This window comes from Vibrio sp. 10N.222.55.B11 (assembly GCF_041473705.1).
GTDB lineage: Bacteria > Pseudomonadota > Gammaproteobacteria > Enterobacterales > Vibrionaceae > Vibrio > Vibrio crassostreae_C.
Genome location: NZ_JBFRST010000004.1, coordinates 434,213 through 454,849 on the forward strand (window position 1 = coordinate 434,213; position 20,637 = coordinate 454,849).

Genomic DNA, 20,637 nt, shown 5'->3' on the forward strand with positions numbered 1-20,637 from the left:
ACAGGAATTGATCATGAAACTGAATAAATCATTCGCAGCTCTCGCTATCGGTGCAGCACTTGTTGTTACTGGTTGCGCTACAAATACAGGCTCTGAAGAGCTTCAAGCGAACCAATTTAAGAACGTTATCGACCGCACTGGTTCACCAGAATACATGCGTGACTACGACTTCGATGACCACCAACGTTTTAACCCCTTCTTCGACCTAGGTGCATGGCACGGTCACTTGTTGCCAGACACGGCTGAAGGCATGGGCGGCTTCCCGGGTACAGCGCTGCTTACCGAAGAGTACATCAACTTCATGGCTGATAACTTTGATCGCCTAAGCGTGTTCAAAGACGGCAAAAAAGTCGCGTTCACGATGGAAGCATACAGCCTACCGGGCGCATTGGTTCAGACGCTAAAATCTGACGATGTGACAGTAGAAATGACGCTGCGTTTTGCTTCAAACCGCACCTCTCTGCTAGAAACCAAAATCACTACCGACTCACCGGTTGAATTGGTGTGGGATGGTGAACTACTAGAAAAGACGCACGCCAAAGAAGGCGTGGCACAAACCGACAAAACAATCGCTGAGACTTACCCTGAGTATGACCGTCAAATCGTCGCAACTGACGATGGCTTGAAGGTGACTTTCGGTAAGGTGCGTTCAACGTGGGATCTACTGACTTCTGGTGAATCTGAATACCAAGTTCACAAGTCGATTCCAACACAAACCACAGTGGATGGTTTAGCGTTTACTTCAACCGCAAACATTGAAGCATCGACCACCATCTACACGACTTACTCGCATGTTCTCACGGCAGAAGAAGCGCAAGCAGAACAGCCCGAAATCAAAAAGATCATGGCAAACCCTACCGATTTCTTAGCTGCATCAGCAGAGCGTTGGGAAGGCTATCTTGAGATGGGTTTAACCAACCCGAACGCAACACCAGAACAAGAGCGTGTTGCGGTTAAGGCGATGGAAACCCTAAACGGTAACTGGCGCGGCGCTGCAGGTGCGATGGAGTTTGACTCTGTAACACCATCAGTAACGGCGCGTTGGTTCTCGGGCAACCAAACTTGGCCGTGGGACACATGGAAACAAGCCTACGCAATGGCTCACTTCAACCCAGACGTAGCGAAAGATAACATCCGTGCAATGTTCGCTTACCAAATCCAAGCCGACGATGCCGTTCGCCCTTGGGATGAGGGCTACGTGCCAGATCTACTCGCTTACAACCTAAGCCCAGAACGTGGCGGCGACGGCGGTAACTGGAATGAGCGTAACACCAAACCGAGCCTAGCAGCATGGGCGGTAATGGAAGTTTATAAGACCACCAGCGATGAAGCTTGGCTAGAAGAGATGTATCCAAAGTTAGTGGCATACCACGACTGGTGGCTACGCAACCGTGACAACAACGGCAATGGCGTTCCAGAGTATGGCGCTGCTCGCGACAAAGCACACAACACACCTGAAGGTGAAATGTACTTCACCGTGGTTCGTGGCGATAAGCACGAAACAGTCGTAGGACAAGCAGCACTGGATAAAGTGGTAGCAGAAGGCAACTACGATTACATCGAGAGCCCCGCACAAACGGCTGCATCTTGGGAATCAGGCCGTGACGATGCAGCCGCATTTGGCTTCATTGATAAAGACCAGCTAGACGCATACGTTGCAAACGGTGGTAAGCGCAGCGATTGGGATGTTGAGTTCGCTCAAAACCGCGCTGAAGACGGCACACTGCTAGGCTACTCGCTACTGCAAGAATCTGTCGACCAAGCAAGCTACATGTACAGCGATAACAAGTACCTAGCAGAAATGGCTGACATTCTAGGTAAAGACGCAGAAGCAAAAGAGTTCCGTGAAAAAGCAGAACACCTATCGAACTACATCAACACTTGTATGTTCGACGAAGGCACTAACTTCTTCTACGACATTCGCATTGAAGACAAACCACTAGCCAATGGCTGTGCAGGTAAACCGATTGTAGAACGTGGTAAAGGCCCTGAAGGGTGGTCACCACTGTTCAATGGCGCAGCAACGCAAGATCACGCTGATGCGGTTGTTTCTGTGATGAAAGATACCTCAGAGTTCAACACCTACGTTCCGCTGGGTACGGCAGCGCTTTCTAGCCCAGCATTTGGCCCAGATATTTACTGGCGTGGACGTGTATGGGTAGACCAGTTCTACTTCGGCCTTAAAGGCATGGACAGCTACGGCTACCGTGATGATGCGATTGAAATGGCAGGCGCGTTCTTTGACCATGCAGATGGGTTAGTTCAAGACGGTCCTATCCGTGAGAACTACAACCCACTAAATGGTGAACAACAAGGCGCACCAAACTTCTCTTGGAGTGCGGCTCACCTGTACATGCTTTACAACGATTTCTTTACTGACGCAGAGTAAATCAAAACCTATACCTGTCTTCTGAAATTCAATGAAAATCTAACCTCATAAATTTCAGACTTTGGCACTCAGTTTCTCGCTGAGTGCCTTTTTTATACCTGAAGCAAATAATCTAAAAAAAAAGTATTTAGACTATTTGGCCTACTATGATCCTTTTACTCTGTTCGTTGTACTCAGCTAACACAGGCAAGCTTTTACTCACAAAAAGCAAAGAGTGCTCTTGCTATGAAATCCCATTCAAAAATTTCATCACCCTCACTGAAATATTGAATTCTGAAGACTTATTCGAATTTTATTTATCCTTATTAGTCTTCCGGACATTAATTTGATAGTCGTTTACTAAATAGTAGCTAAACTATAGTGTCGCCTACCCCTTTTTTGAGAAAACCTAAATGCCTAATGCTGATTCCACCCTAAACAAACGTATGGGAATCGTTGCGCTCACCTGGCCAATTTTTATCGAAGTTCTTTTAAGAACCGCACTCAACACCAGTGATGTATTCATGTTATCGGGATACTCGGACAAAGCCGTGTCTGCCGTTGGTGTTATTTCTCAGATATCCTTTTTCCTGATCATTGTCTCGACCATGGTCAGCAGTGGTACGGGTATTCTAATCGCGCAATACAATGGTGCTTCCCGCACTCAAGAGAGCGCTCACGTGGGTGTAGCAAGTATCATTCTGGCCATTATTGCCGGTGTGCTACTGAGTGTGATTGCCGTTCTTGTTGCTGAATATTTTATCCCGCTTTATCAACTCGAACCTCAAGTCGAACAGTACGCGCAAGAATACCTGTTCATCAGTGGTGCTCTCACCTTCAATGTAACCATAGGTGTGGTTCTCACCACTATTTTGCGCAGTCATGGCTATTCAAAGTCACCGATGGTGATCAATATGATTGCAGGTGTCATCAACGTATTCGGTAACTACTGTGCCTTATATCAACCTTTTGGTTTGCCTGTATACGGCGTGCAAGGGGTTGCGACCGCGACCGTCATTAGCCAAGTAATCGGAATGTTGATCTTGATTGGTGTGGTCAGAAGCAAAGGGATTTATCTACCAGTGAAGCAGTTTAAATCTGTGCCGAAAGCCATCTATCAAAAAATCATGAAGATCGGCTCGATGAACGCTGGAGAAGTGCTCTCTTATAACATGGCTCAGATCAGCATTACCTTCTTTGTAGTGCAGATGGGTACGTCTTCACTGGCTGCGTTTACTTACGCACAAAACATCGCTCGCCTCTCTTTTGCGTTTGCACTGGCAATTGGTCAAGGCAGCCAAATCCAAACAGGCTATTACATTGGTAAGGGTTGGATCGACGAGATTACCAAGCGCGTGCAACGTTACTTTGTGGTTGGCTTTATCGCGTCGACCGCGATCACCTGCATGGTGTATGTGTTCCGTTTCGAAATTCTCGATCTGTTCACGCAAGATCCAGAGATCATTGCGCTAACGGCGGCACTGATTGCAGGTTCCATCATTCTTGAAGCTGGACGAGTATTTAACCTTATCTTTATCTCTTGTCTAAAGGCTGCTGGCGACATTAAATTCCCGATCAAAATGGGCATTCTCAGCATGTGGGGCATTGGGGTTGCCATGAGCTATTTGCTTGGCGTGCATTGGGGTTATGGCGTATTGGGTGCTTGGATGGCAATCGCGATGGACGAGTGGTTCCGTGGAATCATCATGGCCTATCGCTGGCGAGCTAAGAAATGGACTCGATTCTCTTTTTAGGTTGTTGTTGATACGTCGAAATTTATCTCGACCAAAAGAAAAAAGCGCTAGGGGGAGCTAGCGCTTTTAAGACCAACTAAGTCCGTTTAGCCTGGTAGATTTTTAAGCTATATCATGAGGATATAACCAATTTTTTTACTTAGGTAAATCAAAAAGCCTATTCTTTACGACTGCCTTGAGTCGTAAATTAAGTATAGTCGGGTTGTGAAAAATGGAAGGAATTATTTCATTTATTTTTGTCGCAGAGACCAAGCCCAGAGTAGAAAAACAGCTCAGATGAACTAACCTTTAATCATGATTGGAAATCTTGAGGAGGGGCTATATGGATTCAGAAACGACCACCGCCAAGCCCGCGCCTCGAAAAGAACAATCAACCTTGCTAGCTTCCCTACTCCATGAATTTAGAAGAAACAAACTGATTTTATGGTACGTGGCATTCATTGCTCCGCTCACCTTAACCATCAACCTATTTGTCCCAAATAATATGAAGTATGACATCTATAGTTATATCGATGTCTTAATTACCATTTGCTATGTCACTTTTATTATCTGGGCAACGTATTATTACTGTTATTTACTGTTTAAGAGAGAAAAAAAACCGACTATACGATTCATCAAAAAAGTGAAATCACTGCTATTTCCTATCTCGAAACCCATTTACTTTGTCTTGTTAATGCTCGCTTTGAACATCTCATTTTCGAGTTACACGTTTATCAAATCACTCATCCCGCACTTCAATCCTTACACTTTAGACCTCGCTTTTTACCACTTAGATAAGTGGTTGCACTTTGGCGTATCTCCATGGGAACTCACACACTTCTTCCTGCCAAATGCAGCTTCAACTTTGGTGATGAACTTCTTATACAACTTATGGTTTTTTCTGATGTGGGGAATGTTACTTTTTTTCATCATCTATCGAAAAGATGACCAACTTCGTAATCAGTTTATCCTGACCTTTTTGATATCTTGGTTTCTCCTAGGTAACGTCATAGCGACGCTGTTGTCGTCTGCGGGACCCGCCTACTTTCACCACTTCTATGAACAAGATCTCTATCTTAGGTTAATGGAACGTCTACAAGCGCAAGACCTCCAGTTAAAGCAAGCGAATCTATTCCCACTTTGGATGCTATCCGCGCAGGATATGCTTTGGGATAGCTATGTTACTGGCATAAGAGGCCGAGGAACGGGAATATCTGCGATGCCTAGTTTGCATGTCACTATCGCAGTGTTAATGGCAATGACAGCATTTAGGTTGAACAAAAAGCTGGGATATTTGGCGTGGGGTTATGCTTTTATTGTCCAGATCGGCTCCGTTCACTTGGCTTGGCACTATGCAATCGACGGATACTTAGGGGCGATATTAGTCGTCGCTCTTTGGCACGCTATTGGTTACTGGTTGCGAAGACGGACACCACCAATCAAAGCTCCATAAACTAGATATGTCCCACCCTTTATCACATCGGATAACGAGTTAATCTCTTCGACCCGTTACTTCTTCAACAGCCTGACTAATGGTTTTTCTCAGGTGGATACTTTTATCATCGAGTTGCTTTCCCTTGCGGTAAACAAGTTGAATGTCAAAATCAGGAACCTCTATCGGCGGGGCAACGGCTATCAGCGAGCTCTCCACATTAGGGTCAGTTCGGGCGACCAACTTAGGCACGATACACAGCAACTTCCTGCCACTTATCAGTCGTTTTACCGTCAAAAAATTACTCGATGCAATCGCCACTTTTCTCGTATAACCGAGTTCCGCTAATTTAATATCTACACCCGTTTTTAGAGAACCATTGGGGGAAACTAATGCATGCTCGACAGACACAAATGTCTCTAGCGACATCGGCAGTTCAACACCAAGCACTGAGCTATCAAGTAAGCAAACATGCTGCTCGGTGTAGAGTTGATCAATACCAAACAGCTTAGGCACCTCTCCAAAACTACCTATCGAGATATCCAGCTTTGCCTCTTCAAATACTTGCTGATAGTTGCCTCGATTAACATTAAAAAATGCGACTTGAGAGTTTGGTGAAGCTTCTTTGATCAAATCGAATATCATTGGGCCAAACATCTGCTCTGCGTAATCCGTCAACCCTATTTTCCAGCTCCCTTTGAAACTCTCGGTCTCAAAACGTTTAGATAACAGAACTTCAGACTGGATGGTATTCAGTAGCGCGTCCACTGTGCTCGATAGTTCAATGGCTCGGTCGGTCGCCTCCATCTTGCTACCTACACGCTCAAACAAAGGGTCATCAAACAACTTTCGTAGCCTTTGTAAGCTATGGCTCATCGCAGATTGGCTTACATAACAACGCTCAGCAGCCTTACTCACGCTATTCGTTTTATACAAAGCCTGCAGTGCAATCAACAAGTTAAGGTCGATCCCTTTCCAATTAAAATCAGCCATGTCAACTAACCCATTTTATTCATAGTTATAATTAAAACAATTAATTTGAATCATAGTTCAACTCCACCTAAATTACGCTAAACATTTATCTGGAATCGATCATGCTTTCAATTTTTAAAACCTTTTTCTGGCTTGGCTGGATTAGCTTTGGTGGACCAGCAGCACACATTGGCTACTTCCGTAAAACCTTTGTTGAGAAACTGAACTGGTTGTCCGACGAAGAGTACGGGCAGATTGTCGCTCTTAGTCAATTTCTACCGGGCCCAGGTTCAAGTCAGGTTGGCTTTGCGGTCGGCTACAAGAAAGGTGGATTAACAGGTGCTATTGCTGCATTTGTCGGCTTCACTTCCCCATCTGTGATTCTGATGCTGATATTGGCGCTAGTCAGCAACCAGCTATTGGAAGATCCACTTTTCAATTCAATCATTCACGGGCTTAAGTTATTAGCGGTAGTGGTTGTAGCTGATGCAACCTTTGGTATGTACAAGAACTTTTGCCAATCGAAGATAGCGACCGCCTTATGTGTGATTACCGCGATTGTACTACTACTGATTCCAGGCATCTGGCCTCAAGTTTTAGTGCTTCTATTTGCAGCAATGGTTGGCAGTAAGTTCTTGACGTCTCAAGAGCTCAAAACGATACCTTCAACGCAAAAAATATCGGTAACGCCTCTGGTGATTTTTGTTGCTTTGCTGGTTGGTCTGCCTCTATTCAGTGCTTACTCTCAAGGTATTGAAGTGTTTGGCCTGTTCTACCAAGCAGGTAGCTTAGTATTCGGTGGCGGCCACGTGGTACTTCCGTTGCTACAAAATGGTATTGGTGACCAACTGTCTCAAGATGCCTTCCTAACAGGTTATGCAGCAGCACAGGCAGTACCAGGGCCTATGTTTACACTTGCGACTTACTTAGGTTATGTATTGATGCCATCGGCACCGATCACAGGCGCACTACTCGCAACGATTGCTGTGTTCTTACCGGGCTTCTTATTGCTACTCGGTATATTGAAAAACTGGCAGGCGATTGCAAGCAAACCTTTGGTGGCAGGCGCTCTTACTGGTGTGAATGCGGCGGTTGTCGGTTTATTGTTGGCAGCGCTATATCAACCGATCTTCACAAGCGCAGTAAGCAGCGGCATAGACTTCGCTCTGATCATTGTTGGTGTGTGGTTATTGAAAACAATTAAGATGCCGATTGTAGGTTTAGTGGGTACCTTTATCGCCGCTGGTGCGATGCTTAACTATTTATAATTAAGCACTTAGATACCCAACTTTAGATACTAAACTGAGTTACAAATAATAGCCCCTGATCAGGAAACTCATCAGGGGCTATCTTATTTAGAATGACTTAACTTGATAGGGCGTTATATCGGGGTGCTGGCTTTCATTTCCCTTACCTCTGCCAACGCTCTATTTAGGTTCTCATTAGCAATTTTGTAGTAAGACGGCTTTTTATCGATCGCTTGTTGAAGATAAGGAATCGCTTCATCAGGTCGACCTTGGAGAATTAAAAAATACCCGACATTATTCAACGCTTCGGGAGCATCCATATGACGCATAAAAACGTTGATCGCCTTTTTCACATCGCCGGAAGCTAAGTAAATAAGGGCAAGGTTATTCTGAGCTTTCTCATTGTTAGGCTCAATCTCTAACGCCGAACGAGTGTATTGATACGCTTCTTTGTAGTTGCCATACATGTAATGGGAGTAGCCCATGTTCAACAAGGCTTTTACTGAGGTTTTATCGATAGTGAGCGACTTTTTAAAATACTCTTGAGCTATTTGATGCTTACCTTCAACATCCTCCAATACCCCAATTCCCATATAAGCGAGTGCTGGCGACATGCTATCCACCTTCAAGCCAGCAACTTCACTTTGGCTTAACGCTTGGTAATTTTTAGTCGTTTCACTGCTTTTCAAGCGAACTTGATCGGCATTAATCGCTTTAAAAAAATAACTTCGTCCTTCATCGGTGCGGCGCTGCTTGGTATATAGAACCCCAAGTTGCTCCAACACTTCAGTATGCGCCGGATTAAAATCTAGTGCCGCCAGATAGGCTTTTTCAGCGAGCGCGTAGTTGCCTCTCGATGAGTGAATTCGGCCAATCGTAAACAGCGTTTTATCGTGAAACTCTTGCTCAGGGAAAGACAGAGATCGGATGTACTCATAAAGCGCTAGATCGATATTGTTATCTCTCAGCGCCACATCACCACGCATGATCGCTTCTTTTTCACTAACCGGAGGATCGTCACTGGTTAAGGTGTCAATGGGCTTCCCCGAATACAACTCAGCATCAAACTGATTGGTTGGCTCATCAGAAGAAGCACACCCTAAAACTAATAGCGGCAGCAAAAGTAAAACCATTCTGTTCATTAGCATCATAAACCAACTCCTGGCGCACTTAATGCGTCCATAACAATCATCATCCCAGGTCCTAGGGCAACAATAAAAAAACACGGCCAAATAAATAACAACATAGGAAACAACATTTTAGTTGGTATTTTTGCTGCAATCTCTTCCGCAGCTTGTTGGCGCTTATCTCGAAAATCTTCGGTATAGTCTCGTAACGTTTGCGCTAAGCTCCCCCCCATTCTGGAGGCATGTGAGAGCAAAGAGACGAGCCCGTCTAATTCATGAAGGCCAGTCCGTTCGACAAGTTGACTCAAAGCATCTGGCATCGTGACACCCGCCTGAATTTTGGCAAAAACCGTATCCAGCTCATCGGCAAGTTCGGGCTGTGAGATGTATAACTCATTAGCAACTCGTCCCAGCGCCGCATTAAAGCCAAGGCCTGATTCAGTACAAACCACCAAAAGGTCGAGCGCGTCAGGTACCCCATTTCTAATTTTTCTCTGTCTCTCTTTTTGCATTTTACTCAATACAAAGTTGGGTAAAAACGTGCCGACAAAGATACAAGTCACAATCAATAAGTTGTTATAACTGTCACCAATCGCCAGATAAAACACCACGAACGCACAGACAAACCCGATAAGAGCGGAAAGCACTTTGATGGAATAAAAGACTGAAAGCGCACTTTTTTCATGGTATCCAGCGTGCATGAGCTTTTCTGAATAGCTTTCGTTGTCCTTTTTGTTCCCTCGCCCAATAAATGGCGTTAACGACTCCAAGGTATTCGTAAAATCATAAGACTTCCGGCTGCCCGTTTGGCTACCTCCAGAAATCTGTTTTAACTTTTTATCCAACGGTGAACGAGCGCCAACAAAAAGAAAACCAAGAGTGAGGGTAAGTAACATCGTGGTCAGCAAAATCATCCCGTAGAGTAAGGTTTGACTGCTGATCCCGAACTCAGAGAGTGCTTGTTTCCATACTTCTAAATCAAAGAATTCCATAATTTATATCTCGATATTTATTATTTTTCTTATCCACAATGCCCCAATCGCCAACAAGATCACTCCAATACTGACCATCGATATTCCTCTAGGGTCACTGTACAAAGGCTCAATGTATTCAGGGTTTACGAATTTAAGACCGAAAAACAGGGCAAACGGAGAAAGGGTCAGTATCCAAGCAGAAAGGCGACTCTCAGCTGAGAGGGTTTTGATCTTTCTTTCGAGTTTAAAGCGGGCTCTTAATACCTCAGATACTTTTTGCAGATTCTCAGAGAGGCTCCCCCCTGTCTCTTTCTGCAACATGACGGCACTTGAGAAAGCCAACATCGAAACGGTCGGTGCTCGCTCTGTCATTTGCATGATCGCGAGCCTCAAGTCGTAGCCATAATTAAGCAGGTTATAGGTGTTCTTAAACTCAACACCGATCGGCTCAGGCATCTCTTCACCCACCTCATTGAAAGACTGAACCAATGGCTGCCCCGCTTGTAAGGCTCTTCGAATAATATCCAGAGCCTCTGGCAGCTGCTCTTCGAATCGAGCCATCCTGTATGTCACTCTATTTTGGACAAACAGATAAGCGACAACCCAAGCGAAGACGAAAGCGGCTACACAAATGAACCACACTTGATTAAACACTAAAGCCATTAAAGCCAATAAGGTTCCGCACAAAAATACGATGAACAAAAAGCGACTTAACGTAAGGTGGAGACCCGCTAATTCCAGCATACGTTTTAGGTCGGCAAAGAAAGGAATCACAATTAATTTTCGGTCGAGCGGTGATAGCTCTTTGTTGTAGTGCTCTTTTAAGAGCGACAAGCTCTCTTCATCAATATTTCTTTGTGTCTCTTTTAGACGGCGAGATAACTCTTTGTGTTTGGCTTTTTTCCCGGCTGCTGGCAATAACAAGGCTTGCGAAATAAACAACACCGCAACAAACAATAGGACCAGCGAGACAGTTACGTTATCCATAATCCGTTCCTCAGCTATGTGATTCAGTAAAGAGCTCAAAAGGTAGATCAAGACCACGCTTAACCAATTGGTCATGAGACTGAGGCACTACACCGGTTGCGGTGTAATAACCTAAAATATTGCCATGCTCATCGATGCCTTGACGCTGAAAGTGGAAGATCTCAGACATAGTGATGACCTCTCCTTCCATACCATTGATCTCTTGGATACTAACCATACGGCGCTTACCATCTTCTTGCCTTTCCATCTGAACTACTAGATGGATAGCAGAAGCAATCTGCGCTCTGAGATTTTTGGTAGAAATGTTCCAGCCCGCCATCGAAAACATGTTCTCTACACGGCTTAGTGCATCACGAGGGGTGTTGGCGTGAATGGTTGCAAGGGAACCGTCATGCCCGGTATTCATCGCAGCCAACATATCGACCGCTTCACTACCACGCACCTCCCCGACAACGATACGGTCAGGTCGCATACGTAACGTGTTTTTCACTAGCTCTCGCTGACTTATCTCACCTTTTCCTTCAAGGTTTGCCGGACGAGTTTCAAGACGAATAACGTGGGGTTGCTGGAGTTGAAGCTCTGCGGAATCTTCTATTGTGATGATTCGTTGATCTCGTGGGATGAAACCAGAAAAGATATTAAGCGTCGTGGTTTTCCCTGACCCCGTACCGCCTGAAATTAATATATTGAGCTCACCTTTAACGGCCGCTTCGACAAATTTCGCCATTTGCGGAGAGGCTGACTTATATTCCAGCAAGTTGTCCATAGTTAGGCTGTCTACCGCAAAGCGTCGTATGGATACCGATGGGCCATCTAAGGCAAGAGGTGGGATAATTGCATTTACCCGAGAGCCATCGGCCAATCGTGCATCCACCATAGGAGAGGCTTCATCAATTCGACGTCCCACTTGGCTAACAATACGGTCAATGATGTTTCTAAGATGTCGGTCATCCAAAAACGTATAAGGGGTCTTTTCTAACTTACCACCTCGCTCAACGAACACATTTTTAGGCCCATTAACCAAAATATCAGATACGGTTTTATCGGCTAGCAATGGCTCTAAAGGCCCCAAACCAAACACTTCATCTTCGATTTGTTTGATCACTCTTTTCCGGCCTTCCGCACTCAGAGCATGGCTTTGATCGTCTGCCATTAGCTGAACAATCGCTTCATGAAGGTCAACTTTAGCGCGCTCTTTATCAAGGCTTGAAAGCAGACCAAGGTCAAGTGTCTCTAAGAGCTGTTTATGAAAATAATGCTTAATTGATAACTCTTGTTCTAAGACTTTTTTTGCTTCATTAACCGATTTTTCTTGTTCTTCGCTGGCATCTAGCCCTTTAAGAACAACAGAATCACTAACGGCTCCTTGAGGAAAGGCAGCAATATTCTCGCTCTCTTGTTGCGAAAACTGTTCTACTTTTTTTTCAAACTCCGGATTTATATTTTTTCGTTTAAAGAACATAACGATCCCTCATCTATGCTTAGAACAAACAACCTATGAAAATATCTTTTTGAGCCAACTTTTCTCTTCTTGCTCTGGAGGAGAAAGGATATGAGACAAATCGATGATCGAGCGTGTAATCGAACTCTTCTTTTTTGACTCAACCAATGGCTGACCTAAATTGGCACTCTCCAATGCGACCTTAAAATCGTTAGGCATTAAATGGATATCATGCTTCCCAACGGTTTGTTCTATGTCTGATAACTTAATGGTTTGTCGTTTCTCATAACGATTCACGATGATCTCGATTGCGTCTTGTTGTAACCCGTACTCAAATTTCAGAGTTCTGACTAAACGGTTACTGTTTTTGACCGACACTAAGGTTTGTTGAGTAACGAGTAACACCTTAGTCGCAGGGGAGATAGCCGATGCGAAGATATGATCTAACCCTCGAGAGAAATCGATAACAATGTAGCGATAGAAGCGACGTAATACGGGCAACAATCTCCCAATCTTTTGAGCATGTTCATAATCATCCGCATTATTTTCATGTTTGAAGCTTAGAACGTGTAATCCTGAAGCATGCTTGTTCACTAAGCTTCCCAAAGACATCTCGTCCAGGTCATTTGAGCTGTCGATAGCATCAGAAATACTGTAGGCGGGGGTGATATTCAAATATTCAGGAATAACTCCAAATTGAAGGTCTATATCAAGTAAAAGCACCTCATTCGGATGGTAACTTGCTATTTCAACGGCCGTGTTTAGCGCTAAGGTTGTCGCCCCCATTCCACCTTTGGTGTTAATAAACAGGAACACCTCCCCGTAGCTAGAGTTTTCAATTTTTTCCGCTGCGGTTTTCTTGAGTAACGGTAAGAGACCAGAAATAGAAATGTCATGAGATAGGAAATCAGAAGCACCCAGTCTTAGCGCTATTTTTAATGATCCATTGTCATTCTCATCACCGAATACAACCAAAGATAAATCATGCTCTTCCAACTGCAGATTATAGCTTTGCAGATCGACCATTTTCTGAGCCCAACCACCACTCGCTTCGACAAAGATAAGGTCGGGAGTATCTATGCTTCTCACATATTCTTCGGTCATGCCTAATAATGAAAAAGAGTCGATATGAATATTTCGACAACGTTTCAATTGCTGCCTCATATGAGCATGAAAGTTTTCATTGCTATAGATAAGCCATACATTCAAGTTGGTTTTAAGGCGAATCGCATCGTCTTCATTCGGTAAAATATCAATTGCTTCGCCCATATTACCCACCCTGTATTTGTTCCGGACATCTTGTCCTAGTATTTGTATTGGCTTTGATTACACCTAAATTCTCAGCGGGCAAAATCGTCTCAAACGCAGGTGCCGCAAGAAACCCATTTGTCCCTAAAAAGCTGAGGTTGCTGATCAGCTGAATGCCATAGCCTGTCGCTCTTGCTCGTACAAACTTAATCGCACTAAAATTGGTTTCGAAATCAGAGGCAATTTCAGAGCCAGCAGCATCCAAATACGCCACCTCCAAGTTGCTATCGCTAAACCCCAGTAGTGGAATGTCTTCTACAACAATCCCCGCAATGTTATCGCGGTCTAAGACGTAACAAACGGTCGCTAGCCTTGCCGCTTTTCTCGTCGCCTCGTTAACAATCTGGAGTGAGAATACATAAGCCCCCAAAGCCAAAATCAGAAAAATCAGCAAGAAAACCAACCAAGAAACTATCGTAAACTCGATAATGGCTAAGCCGTTGTGCTTGTTGATTGGTTTCATCAGAAAACCCTCATAACAGACGACACACTTAAGGGAACAGATAAGCTTTCAGATGAAAATGGAATCGATAAAAAGTGAGGAACATAGTCGTAATTAACCGTTACTCTCACATAACTGTCTGCTGAAGGAGGAGTGACAACTACATCAGAAGTTGCAAGGCTAGAAAGTATCGCCGTACCTACAGTGTTCTTACCGTAAACCACAATATTTTGAATTTCCGCAGTAGGAGCTAATGTCCCACCCTTTGTTCCATACACCTCACTTACAGCATAACGAGCTCCGTTTTGAACCGATTTTGAGATGACATTGTAGTGAATTAGGATGTTTCCCAGTTCAAGAACCAACACCAAGAAAAACAGTAATACTGGTGTCGCAATCAACATTTCAATTGCAGCGAGGCCCTGTTGTTTTTTAAAGTTGTTATCCATAACTAAGAGCCTCCTCCATCTGGGTCTTTATACAAAACAATTTTGTAAGGACCTTCAGTTGATGACTCAGCCCCACCAGAACCGCCAGCAACACTACAAGAATGTATGAATTCACCAAATACTGCAGGAGTACCGGAATTGTTAGTTGGCGCCTTTTGTAATAAGAAGAAGCACCCTATTTTCTGAACGGTAAAACTGGTTACTCCACCACTTTTACCTGAGCAATCGACCATAGGAATAGGAAGAATACGTCGCCATGCTGTACCACCAGACACACAACCAGAGCCCATACTTGCTATACATGCGTTGGTGTCAGCCTCATATTGGGAATAGGTATAAGAGCCATCAAAATCAATATCACCCGTTTTACTGTCTATCTTAATTTCAGAACTGGGCTCAGTCGTTACATAATCAGATGGGTAATCTGAACTTGATAAGCCGCCACCATAATCACCAAAACGAGTATTTAAACCATCAGCTGTAGGCCCAACCGTTCCCCCAGGCTTGGTAGTAACACTATCGCCAATAGCGACAGAGTAATCATAGTAACCAGCCAAGGCTTCTTTTACCGTGCTACCTCCAGATCCAAAGTCCAGTAGGTGATAATTACCATTTCCCATTTGAGACAGTTTTTTATCGCCCACTTTTAGAGCATGAACTGTACCTACCTCATAACCAAAGACATTGGTAATTGCCTCACCGGTAGCATCATCATAACCATCTTCGTTAATATCGTTATCTGAAGTCCCGTCACCAGTACACACTCCAATGGGTACAATATTATTCACAACTTGCAGTCCTGAGCTTGGTCCTGCGACCGCTGTTGCCGATACGCTTTTTGCTAAACCAAACATCTGAATAAAGAATTCATCCATATCTAATGAGCTGACATTAACTCGAACATATACATCATCATCAGCACCAAACGTAGGGGTCCCCGCAAAGCTTTGAGGGTCGTTAGAGTATTCAACGCTAACCACTGCAGTTGAGAAATCAAATTCATGATTACCAGAAGCCCCCGCCATAGCATTCAATGTTGATGTAACTTCTGCAGATACCGCGGTTTGATCTTTACTGTTATCCAAAATAGTCGCTGCCGCTAACGCCGCTGAGTCAACCGCATTCTGTAAGCGCGTTTTATTCACTAGCATATGGTTGATATCCACGGCTAACGCTGACACAGCAAGGAAGACAAGCAACGCTATAGTCACAAATATGACAACCAATCCGCCCTGTTTTTTAGGTTTTCTTGATACTTGATACAACATAAAGTACCTCCAAACTAATTAAAGCTCTGTAAGACCTGACTATTGCTCTCTGAAAGATCTTCATCGCCTTTACCCACGTAACTGTCGTAACCAGCCTGCATGCGCTCCCCGGTACCATCAGGTAAAACCTGCAAGTTCTCTTGAGTTGCATTCGGGTTGTACGTTTGCTCCATTTTCAGCTTAGCAACCGACTGCCCCAAAGGCGCGTCATTCGCACAACCGACTAATACCAGTGCGAGAAAGACCATCATTGTTCTAATCATATCTATCTCCTTATAAATCATGACCAAATGAACCTTCGCTACCACCATCAGTTGGCGCGATGTCTTTAGCGGAACTTGAATTATTCTTGTCTTCAGAGTCAGAAGGCTCAGCAATGTAAGCGCTTTTACCTAACAAGTAATATTCCAGGTCATTAGGGGCAACAAAGGCATCAGTTGGTAGTGTGACTTGACTTCTGTCCACTGGTTTAGCGAGTCGAGGAGTAACAAGAATGACAAGCTCTGTTTCTCCCGATACGTATTCTTGACTATTGAAAAGCTGGCCTAGGATCGGCACATCACCAATACCCGGCATTTTGTTGCTGATATCACGCACGTTCTCGCTCAGTAGCCCTGCAATACCGATGGTTTGTCCATCTGCAAGCTCAAGCGTAGAAGAGGCGCTTCGACGTGTAATTGGTGGAATAAAGTAAGTCGCGTTGGTCGAGCCGGGGTCGATAGTCAATGAACTGCTGTTCGCAATTTCACTTACATCAACCGCTAAGTTCAGGTTGATCTTTTTATCACTGAGTACGGTCGGTATAAATTTCAGCCCTACCCCGTATTCTTTGTATTCAATGGTAATCCCATCATCATCCGGAACTGGAATTGGAAATTCACCACCCGCTAGAAACTCGGCCTTAGAGCCACTCAATGCAGTTAAATTCGGCTCTGCTAATACCTTCGCGACACCATTTTGCTTGGCGACATCCAATGCAAAGGTAAATAAGGTATTACTATCGATGAAAGACCCTAGAATCCCGTAATCAGTTGAGGTAGGAATATCGAAGATTGGTGTTGCACCCAGTACACCAGCAGGAACAGATGAAGCTCCCCACGAAAAGTTGGAACCACTGGTTTGGAAGAAGTGGAAATTAGCATCGAACTTTCTCACTAAACTCCGCTGAACCTCGGCGACAGTTACCTCTAACATCACCTGTTGGGCGCCACCGATAGACATTAAGTTGATAACACCAGTTGCAGCAGCTTGCTCACTACCACTCTCTTTAGAATCATCTGCAGCCTGCCCTGCGGCGTAGGTTTCAGCAATTCTCATAGCGACATTCATCTTCTGTTGATTACTGATTTGCCCACTCAACAGCAAGCGATTCTGAGCGCTATGTACCTCGATAGTCTCGTCAGGAAGAAACTCATACAGCTTGGATTTCAGGCTATTAAGATCATGAGTCACCTCGATATTAATAGACTCAATCAACTGGCCTCGAGAATCCCAAGCCATCAAGTTGGTTGCACCTAACTTGTTACCAATCAAAAACACTTCGTTAGATTTCAAAATCACGATGTCCAAAACATCAGGGTCGCCAAGTGAAACCTTGCTCGCTTTACCTGATAACACGACATGCGTCGATTTATGATGCGGAACCGTGACTGTTTTTCCGGTTTGCAATGCAGCAAAACTTACGTTCGAAAAACAAAGCAGGCTCAAAACACACGCTAATATTATTCTCATATCTCACCTCAATCCTTGACGCGCACACTGGATGTTTCCGTACCCTTGATAATGGTCACGCTTGGTCTAGGCACGTATCGACGAACGACTTTCTTCTCAACTTCATGAGGATTTCTTAAGGTAAGCTGAATACTGCCTTTGCTCTTAGCCGTCAGAAGCTTTTCTGCATCTTTGGGGGTCACCTCAAGTGTTACCGCACGAACAATAATGGGGCTGTTTTCTTTGGTTCTGGCGGTCTGGTCTACCGCGAGCACTTTAATGTCTTTCAACACAGTTCGAGTGGCCGCAGAGTTTTTACCGTAGGAAACGGTATTGAGAATATCGACCTTGTTCCCGGGTAATAGAAACCCAGCTACACCGATAACGTCATCGACTCGAATTGTTACCGCTCGTTTATTTTCAGGAATCAAAGCCGCAAGTGTGGAGCCTTCACCAGGAACGGTGAAACGCAGCTTGTGAAGCACCTCTCCGGCATAAATGGTATTAGCGACAACCTGACCAATCAGCTCAGATTTATCCGAATAGTTGTTTTCATTGATCCAATCAACTTCCATCAACTTCGTCGTTAAATACTGCTCTTCAATTATGGTTCCAGCTTCAATTTCTTGAGAGGCCACTACAACCGGGTGACGTTCAACTTCTTCGACTTCTATCGTCGGTTGAACTTGGTTGTCCATCCATTGCTTAGCAAAAAATACAGCCGCTAAGCCGAATACTACGGACAGTAAAAACAATAGGAATACCTGACTCTTATTCATTATTTTCTTCCTCGTGTCCATCAGAGGTAAAGTAGACTTCCCATGCCATGGAAAGAATATCGAAAGTAATAACGGGCGGGAGCTGCTCAAATGAAAGGATATCTTTGCTAATACCAGCGAGATCTTTAGGTAAGCAAGGGAAAAGAGGCACTTTGTAAAGCGTGTGCATTTGAGATAAGCGCTCAAAGAAACCGCTTTGAAGTTCTAGCTCTTTCTCTGCCACAACATTCATCCACAAGGATTCATAGTCACGCAGATTAAGAGGCTTGAATTCGATTTTATAACCCAAGCGACGCAAAAATGCCGGATCACTGATCTTCTCCGGATTTAAGTTAGTAGAGAAAGCGAGGGTCAACACAAATGGCATTGTCACTTGCTGACCATTCGGCAACGAAAGATGATCGAAGTAATATTCCATTGGAACAATCCATCGATTGAGCAGGTTATCGACTGGCATTGGCTGACGCCCGAGGTCATCAATCACCAGAATTCCGTTATTCGCCATCATTTGTAACGGTGCCAACCACACTCGGCTGTTCTCTGAATGATTAACTTCAAGCATATCCATGGTTAGCTCTCCGCCCACCTGAATATTCGGTCTCTCACAATTGAGCCAACGCTTGTCGTACTGATCCTTAAGAGAAACCAATGTTTCACTGCCGTTGCGATCAAGCGGTTTATGGTGTTGCGTAGAGAAAACCTTAATAATGTTACCGAAGGCATAGACTGCATAAGGGATAAAAACTGAAGTGTGTAATGCATTAACTATGCGTGTCGCAACAAATGTTTTACCTGTACCGGCATGCCCATACAAAAGCAGAGCTCGTCCCGAGTTAATTGCCGGGCCTAGCACGGAGATCATTTTGTCTACGCCGTAAACATCACTAAGAGCCGCTTCAACATGTGGTCTGGTCACCAATTCCGCTCGCAAGTCTTGTTGTTTTACAATGTCACTGTATTGAGCAAGTGAAACGGGAACCGGGCCTAAATAAGCATCTCGAGTAAAAGCGAGATCTGCTTCTTCTATGCCCTTTTCTGATAAGGAGTAGCGAACATGACTGTGTGAAGAGGAGTCTAAAGATAAAGCTGAAGTTGGTTGAAAGACTTCAATGAATGATTTCTTTCTAAGTACCGCAAGTCCATTCTCAACAATATGGGTAACCACACACAAATGGTTAGAAAGCTCCAACACATCAGACTTAGGGTAAGCGGATAAGTGTTTAAGTAATAAGTTTTCAATCACAACTTCAGGTATACCAAGCGATTCAATGGAAGTCGGAACCAAAGGAGCTGATATTTGAGGCTTTAAATTACTCGGGGACGGTATCCCTCTAATATCCATATGTTCTCTCCAACACATCGAATTTCAATTTAAATTACGTAAAATAGCTATACATCGCTAAGCCTATAACAACTGAAGGTGCGAAAGGCATCGTCACCTTATTTGAATACCTAGAATGAACCGTTGACACAGTTTTTGTGCTGGTTGACATTCCACTAACTAACATTAGTTTCTCTTCAAAATAACCTTTTACCGTTAGAGACTCGCTGTTCGCACGGTTATAAAGTAAGTAAAACACAGCAATTATTCCCGCGGAAATGATAATATAATAAGTAATATCGAGTAGGTTACCCCATCCAACATATAGCCCTATCACCCCCAAAAATTTCACATCGCCAGCAGACATTGCTCTCAAGAAATATAAAATAAGTCCCGAAGAGAAAAAAACAGCCGCCCCAACCAAAGAAGTGCCAAGTGAACCCCAAGTTAATCCACTATTAATCGCAATAATAAAGTACAACAATACAAATAAAATCAGAACCTTATTCGGTATTCGATTTTCTTTCACATCAAATACTGATACCACAACCAATAGCACCCAAAAAACTAGAGATTCACTTATCATTCATTCATATACCTGACACAATTAATTGAAATTTACTGAACAAGGATACAGCTATACCAGAGAATATTGCCCAAGCGAGAAAAACAAGCAAAGCCGCACCGATAATGTATTCGACAATGGTTAGTCCTTTCTGCTTTTTTATTCTCTTAATATTCATAGTTTCTATGGTGCTGTCGTCGTACTAATCGCACCAACAATCGCGCTTAGTTTCGTTGATAACGCACTACCTATTCCACTAAATATAGTTGTCAATCCTAAAACGAGCATAGCAGCACCGATCACATATTCTATGACCGTCAGACCTTCTTCATCATTCATGAATTCTTTAATGTTTTTCAATAAGTTACTCATAAGAATCTCTCCTTGATTTACGTATCAGGTTTTATTTACCTGTAAACTAAATCTAGAGCCGAACCATATATTCGGTTAGGATTTTCTTGCCATTTACTTGCACTTTTTTGTCGCACTTCTAATCTATTTAAATAAACACATT

General features: G+C 43.9%; 18 protein-coding genes and 1 pseudogene. 4 read left to right on the plus strand and 15 right to left on the minus strand.

What is annotated here, in order from left to right:
• Window positions 1-13 precede the first annotated feature (13 nt).
• The 3 genes from ygjK (at window position 14) to AB4503_RS03145 (ending at window position 5,554) form a co-directional block, all read left to right on the plus strand.
• Entirely contained in the window at window positions 14-2,389 is a 2,376-nt protein-coding gene (gene ygjK / locus AB4503_RS03135) for an alpha-glucosidase (protein ID WP_372113594.1), read from the plus strand.
• 392 nt (window positions 2,390-2,781) lie between these two features.
• Window positions 2,782-4,122 carry an MATE family efflux transporter gene (locus AB4503_RS03140; RefSeq protein ID WP_017060807.1) on the plus strand — a complete coding sequence of 447 codons (1,341 nt, stop codon included), beginning with the start codon at window positions 2,782-2,784 and terminating at the stop codon, window positions 4,120-4,122.
• A gap of 322 nt (window positions 4,123-4,444) precedes the next feature.
• Window positions 4,445-5,554, plus strand: coding sequence for a phosphatase PAP2 family protein (locus tag AB4503_RS03145; RefSeq protein WP_017063316.1), 1,110 nt, complete (start codon window positions 4,445-4,447; stop codon window positions 5,552-5,554).
• Window positions 5,555-5,593: 39 nt separating this feature from the next.
• Here the strand turns inward: AB4503_RS03145 and AB4503_RS03150 are convergent, their stop codons facing one another.
• Entirely contained in the window at window positions 5,594-6,526 is a 933-nt protein-coding gene (locus tag AB4503_RS03150) for a LysR family transcriptional regulator (protein WP_136978113.1), read from the minus strand.
• Between the two features lie 101 nt (window positions 6,527-6,627).
• Here AB4503_RS03150 and chrA point away from each other — a divergent pair, with 101 nt between their 5' ends.
• Entirely contained in the window at window positions 6,628-7,773 is a 1,146-nt protein-coding gene (gene chrA / locus AB4503_RS03155) for a chromate efflux transporter (RefSeq protein ID WP_371720865.1), read from the plus strand.
• A 113-nt stretch (window positions 7,774-7,886) separates the two neighbouring features.
• On the opposite strand, the gene AB4503_RS03160 is transcribed toward chrA, so the two are convergent.
• From AB4503_RS03160 to AB4503_RS03225, 14 genes and pseudogenes are all read right to left on the minus strand, one after another.
• Window positions 7,887-8,903: a lipopolysaccharide assembly protein LapB gene (locus AB4503_RS03160; protein WP_017063313.1), complete on the minus strand. Its 1,017-nt coding sequence runs from the start codon at window positions 8,901-8,903 to the stop codon at window positions 7,887-7,889.
• On the minus strand, window positions 8,900-9,871 hold the full coding sequence (locus AB4503_RS03165; protein WP_017063312.1) for a type II secretion system F family protein: 972 nt from the start codon (window positions 9,869-9,871) through the stop codon (window positions 8,900-8,902). Before AB4503_RS03165 ends, AB4503_RS03160 begins: the two co-directional genes overlap by 4 nt.
• A 3-nt stretch (window positions 9,872-9,874) precedes the next feature.
• On the minus strand, window positions 9,875-10,840 hold the full coding sequence (locus AB4503_RS03170; RefSeq protein WP_372113597.1) for a type II secretion system F family protein: 966 nt from the start codon (window positions 10,838-10,840) through the stop codon (window positions 9,875-9,877).
• Between the two features lie 10 nt (window positions 10,841-10,850).
• A pseudogene (locus AB4503_RS03175) lies at window positions 10,851-12,161 on the minus strand (CpaF family protein); the annotation flags it as partial.
• A 174-nt stretch (window positions 12,162-12,335) separates the two neighbouring features.
• The gene (locus AB4503_RS03180; protein ID WP_136979397.1) at window positions 12,336-13,550 is read right to left on the minus strand and encodes an AAA family ATPase; all 1,215 of its coding nucleotides are present in this window, start codon (window positions 13,548-13,550) and stop codon (window positions 12,336-12,338) included.
• 1 nt (window position 13,551) lies between these two features.
• The gene (locus tag AB4503_RS03185) at window positions 13,552-14,052 is read right to left on the minus strand and encodes a TadE/TadG family type IV pilus assembly protein (RefSeq protein WP_136979395.1); all 501 of its coding nucleotides are present in this window, start codon (window positions 14,050-14,052) and stop codon (window positions 13,552-13,554) included.
• A complete protein-coding gene (locus AB4503_RS03190) occupies window positions 14,052-14,480 on the minus strand; it encodes a TadE/TadG family type IV pilus assembly protein (RefSeq protein ID WP_017063307.1) in 429 nt (142 codons plus the stop codon). The genes AB4503_RS03185 and AB4503_RS03190 overlap by 1 nt, the downstream gene beginning before the upstream one ends.
• A 2-nt stretch (window positions 14,481-14,482) precedes the next feature.
• Complete coding sequence (locus AB4503_RS03195; RefSeq protein ID WP_017070364.1) at window positions 14,483-15,748, minus strand: Tad domain-containing protein; 1,266 nt, start codon at window positions 15,746-15,748, stop codon at window positions 14,483-14,485.
• Between the two features lie 14 nt (window positions 15,749-15,762).
• On the minus strand, window positions 15,763-16,032 hold the full coding sequence (locus AB4503_RS03200) for a hypothetical protein (protein ID WP_017063305.1): 270 nt from the start codon (window positions 16,030-16,032) through the stop codon (window positions 15,763-15,765).
• Window positions 16,022-17,479: a type II and III secretion system protein family protein gene (locus AB4503_RS03205; RefSeq protein ID WP_372113599.1), complete on the minus strand. Its 1,458-nt coding sequence runs from the start codon at window positions 17,477-17,479 to the stop codon at window positions 16,022-16,024. The genes AB4503_RS03200 and AB4503_RS03205 overlap by 11 nt, the downstream gene beginning before the upstream one ends.
• 8 nt (window positions 17,480-17,487) lie before the next feature.
• Window positions 17,488-18,237 (minus strand): Flp pilus assembly protein CpaB, encoded by a 750-nt coding sequence (gene cpaB / locus AB4503_RS03210; protein WP_017063303.1) that lies wholly within the window; start codon window positions 18,235-18,237, stop codon window positions 17,488-17,490.
• Complete coding sequence (locus AB4503_RS03215) at window positions 18,230-19,579, minus strand: AAA family ATPase (protein WP_136979391.1); 1,350 nt, start codon at window positions 19,577-19,579, stop codon at window positions 18,230-18,232. The genes cpaB and AB4503_RS03215 overlap by 8 nt, the downstream gene beginning before the upstream one ends.
• Window positions 19,580-19,613: 34 nt before the next feature.
• Window positions 19,614-20,144: a prepilin peptidase gene (locus tag AB4503_RS03220; protein WP_017063301.1), complete on the minus strand. Its 531-nt coding sequence runs from the start codon at window positions 20,142-20,144 to the stop codon at window positions 19,614-19,616.
• Between the two features lie 162 nt (window positions 20,145-20,306).
• A complete protein-coding gene (locus tag AB4503_RS03225) occupies window positions 20,307-20,495 on the minus strand; it encodes a Flp family type IVb pilin (RefSeq protein ID WP_017063299.1) in 189 nt (62 codons plus the stop codon).
• Between the last annotated feature and the right edge of the window lie 142 nt (window positions 20,496-20,637).